Genomic DNA, 3,738 nt, shown 5'->3' with positions numbered 1-3,738 from the left:
GGACCGGTTCACGCCGTGCAGCTGGAAGACGTTCTTGGCGATGTCGATACCGAGGATCTCGATGGTCATGATGGCTCTCCTTCCTGGTGCAGGCTCTCAGCCTGCGGAGCGGGAGGGAGAGCCGTCCATCCCATTAGATGGAGGAAGGTCTATGCCGGGATGGGTGTGACCGAGATCCGCCGGCTCAACTAGCTCGAGGACGACAACGGCAAGTTGATGCGCCTGGTGGATGACCTGACCTCGGAGAAGGCGAACCTGCGCCGAATGTGGTGAAGCCCGTTCGTCGCCACGAGGTCGTCTGGCCTTCCAGGAGGCTTACGCCGTCTCGGAACGCAGGGCATACCGGGCCAGCGGCTTCGGGCTTCCCACAGATACCGGTCTCGCCGTGATCTGCAGTTGGCGCTGCGGATGCGGCTGAAGGAACTGGCCGCCAGCGGCGTGCGCTATGGCTACCGGCGGCTCCATGTCCTGCTGCAGTGGGAGGGCTGGAGGGTGAACCACGAACGCCTGTATCGGCTCTGCAGCGAGGAGGGGTTGTCGATCCGCACGCGGTGCCGGCGCGCCCGTCGGTATCGTTCGGGCCATGCACAGGCTTGCGGCATGAACGATGTCTGGACCATGGACTTCATGTCGGACAAACTGTTCGACGGACAATACCGCACGCAAATCACACTGCCGCTCGGCGTCCTCTTGTCTTGGCCGCCCATGCTGGTCACTGGCACGGACTTCAGGATCAATCTTCTTTGGAGTCGATGCATCTCGCCTCGATGTTTGGTCATGGGCATACTGGAGGCAAAACTTGTCAATCGGCTGAAGGCAGCTAAGACCGCAGTGTTAATCGTCTGCGGACCCGAAAATCAGACCGTGAATATTCCGGTCGCGCCGTGCGGGGTTTGCCGATGCCCGGTCTCATATTGAGCCCCGGCGGGAAGATGGAAGCGGCTAGGTTCTGATGGGCCAAGATCAGGTACGATCAATCTGTCAACCTCCGCTTCAGGTCAATCGTCTTTCTTCGCTCTGCGGTGCGGCGTCCAGCGTGCCCGAAGTTCGGTCAAAGCCAAATCCTGCCCCCGAAACCACTGACAGTTGACCCCCGTGCGCCATGCACCGGGGGTCGCTTGCTTTCTGGGCCCCCCTGATGCCAGCGCGATCATCTCGGAAAGGTCGCCATAGACCGTGGCGGCGACGCCGCCGCCCGCTCTGGCCGTGAGGTCGTTTTGCGTGATGAGCCCGCGCACGGCCTCCATCGCCGCCGGGGACGGCTGCCGCGGGCGGCCTTAATCGGTAACATCTCCTTCGTGAAGCGCGCCGCCCCGGATGAGCCGGCGGGCGATGTCGGCGCTTTGAAAAGCGGCCCGCTCGGTCGGCGAATGCGCTGCGAGATAGCGGGCGACGGCGATTAGGACATGACGCCCCTGCTCGCCCGGGCCCCATTCGCCGAACTGCCGCACACCGGCCTCGAGCATCTGGAACGCATGAAATCCTGCGTCCTCGCGCAGGAGCACGTGCGCCAGCGTTGCGATCAGGGGCTCGGCCGGATGGCCGAGCAGGAAGTAGCGTGCGACGAGTCGCGCCGCCACGTCCACCTGTCGCTGGCGGTCAAAGGCGTCGCGGAGCGCGCCCAGCAATGCGCCGGCGGCGTCCGGCAGCTCATCGAGCCGGTCGCTGCCTTCGCCGGGCAGGCGGGCCGGCGGCACGTTGAGATAGCGCGCGAGGTAGACCGCCATAGCGCCATGGAAGACTCCGCGCACGGCCTCGAGCGGGGCGTCGAGGCCGAGGATGCCGCCGCCAATCCGTTTCAGCGCCTGATGCACGGCGTTGCAGTAGGTGAAGACGTGGTGCGCGGTCTCCCAGTCGGCATGCTCGTTGGCGGTGCCGAAGCGCGCGACGCGCAGGGCGGCGGCGTAGGCGGTCGAGCGGGCGAGATCGACCGGCTGCGCTCCCGAGCTCAGCGCCTGCCCGAGGGCATCGAGGATCTGGTGCGGATCGTCGCCGAGGAGTTCCTCGGTCAGGGCGGCATGCTCCTGCCACGGACCTTCGCTCCGCCCAGCCGCGATCTTCCCCGGCAACCCGTCGAGGATCGGTTCGAGCAAGGCCACCAGATCGACCGGCTGGCGCCACTCCGTCTCCTCCTCGCCGCCGCGCGCCGCGACCATCCGGCCGACCACGGTCGGCAGGACGGCTTGAGCATTCTCCCAGCCGATCACGTCGAGACACTCGAAGGCCTTGTTGATGAAGTCGAGCGAGTGGCTTCCATCCGCATAGACGCGGTCGGTCTCGGCCGTCATCAGCAGGTCGCAAAGCGCGGCCGGCGAGGCGCCGGCGGATATGGCCGTCAACACGGTACGTTCCGCGCCCTCCCGGTGGCGCACGGCGCTCCAACGCCGCAGCCAGCGTTTGAGCTGGGCGATATCCGGCGCCGATTCGAGAGGCGTCCGCTCGCGCCTCGGCGCTTCATCGGCACAGTCGGCCGCAACACGCCGGACCCCGTGGAACAGCGCAAGGTAGGTCTCCTGCTCGGGCAGGGCGGGCAGCAGGTTTCCCAGCGCCGCGAGGATCGTCAGCCCGACGCTCCAGCCGTCGCGGTAGCGGACGCCGAACAGCGCGGCCTGCCGCACGATGTCGGCGGGCGCGATGCCGGCATCGAGCAGGCCCTGGACCGACTTGCCGATCAGCAGGCTGAGGTTGTGCGCCATGCCGTCCTCGAGCCGCCGGCGCCAGTGGGCCTGCGGGTCCGGTCGCTCGAACACCGGTTTAACCCAGACCTCGCCGTCGCGGAGTTCGACCGGACAGATCGGCACATCGTCGGCCCACAGGTCGAAGGTGCAGCCGCTGGCGAGATCGAAGCGCGCATGATGCCAATGGCAGGTCAGCACGCCATCCTCGATCGTGCCGCGGTCGAGCGGGAAGCCCATATGTGGACACCGGTTGTCGAGGGCCCGGACGCTGCCCCGGTCGTAGACCACCAGGACCGGAAGATGGCGGCCGCGCAGCAGGATCGGCCCGTTGGCCTTCAGCTGCTCGACGGTTGCAACGCGGACAAAGCCCGCTTCCTTCTTTGCGACTCGCTGTGCCATTGCCTCGGGCCGCGCGGCAAAGAACCTAGCGACGTCATGAGAGCGTCCCGACGGACCCACGACGATCACCTTGTGACGATAGGCCGAACCCGCAACAGGGCCAACCCCAACCTGCCGGCTGAGCGACGAAGAGTCGTGATGAGAGGATTGTTTATCACGCCACTTGCGCGCGCCTTCAAACTGCTCGGTCCGGTAACCGGTCATCAGCACGAACGGCGTGCCGTTTTCCTCGATCGCTTCGGCGACGGGTGTGACCCGTGGCCAGTTCCGGTTCACGTCGAGCAGCGCCTCATTGTGCTGCAATTCGTCGGTAAGCCCAATCGCGCGAGCCACGCTTTGCGCGGAGCCGAGCACCTCATGGTTCATAACGGCGAGGATGCTTTCCATGTGCATCGCGATAGAGACCCCATCTTCGACCATCAGGACTCGAGGCCGAGCGGAGATGTCTTTGGAGCCTTAGCCATGGACGCCCCGTTGAAACAAAGACGACATGACAGCTGTCATCCTTTTTTCCGGTCATTAGGCCGTGTGGACGAATTGACTCAGGTAACGGTTTGAGGATTCACGCGGATCGATTTGTCTGATTCATGGATTGCCGACTGGAATGGAGGGTCGGCGATGTCCACGAAGATGACCGAGGCGGACTGGGAGGTGGCGCTGG

General features: G+C 65.3%; 3 protein-coding genes and 1 pseudogene. 2 read left to right on the top strand and 2 right to left on the bottom strand.

Translation table 11 applies throughout. The annotated features are described in order from the left end of the window. Positions 1-135: 135 nt before the first annotated feature. Positions 136-654, top strand: a pseudogene (locus AC32QD_RS08200) (IS3 family transposase); the annotation flags it as partial. Beyond that, complete coding sequence (locus tag AC32QD_RS08195; protein WP_492010003.1) at positions 628-918, top strand: invasion associated locus B family protein; 291 nt, start codon at positions 628-630, stop codon at positions 916-918. The pseudogene AC32QD_RS08200 and the gene AC32QD_RS08195, both read left to right, overlap by 27 nt. 80 nt (positions 919-998) lie before the next feature. Here AC32QD_RS08195 and AC32QD_RS08190 read toward each other — a convergent pair whose 3' ends face one another. Both AC32QD_RS08190 and AC32QD_RS08185 read right to left on the bottom strand, forming a co-directional pair. After that, positions 999-1,238 carry a hypothetical protein gene (locus AC32QD_RS08190; protein WP_492010002.1) on the bottom strand — a complete coding sequence of 80 codons (240 nt, stop codon included), beginning with the start codon at positions 1,236-1,238 and terminating at the stop codon, positions 999-1,001. A 39-nt stretch (positions 1,239-1,277) separates the two neighbouring features. Beyond that, entirely contained in the window at positions 1,278-3,497 is a 2,220-nt protein-coding gene (locus AC32QD_RS08185; RefSeq protein WP_492010001.1) for a Rieske 2Fe-2S domain-containing protein, read from the bottom strand. Between the last annotated feature and the right edge of the window lie 241 nt (positions 3,498-3,738).

The sequence above is a fragment of the Thermohalobaculum sp. genome, assembly GCF_058622915.1.
Note: the sequence above shows the minus strand (reverse complement) of the source record. Positions and strands in the feature narration are given on the sequence as shown.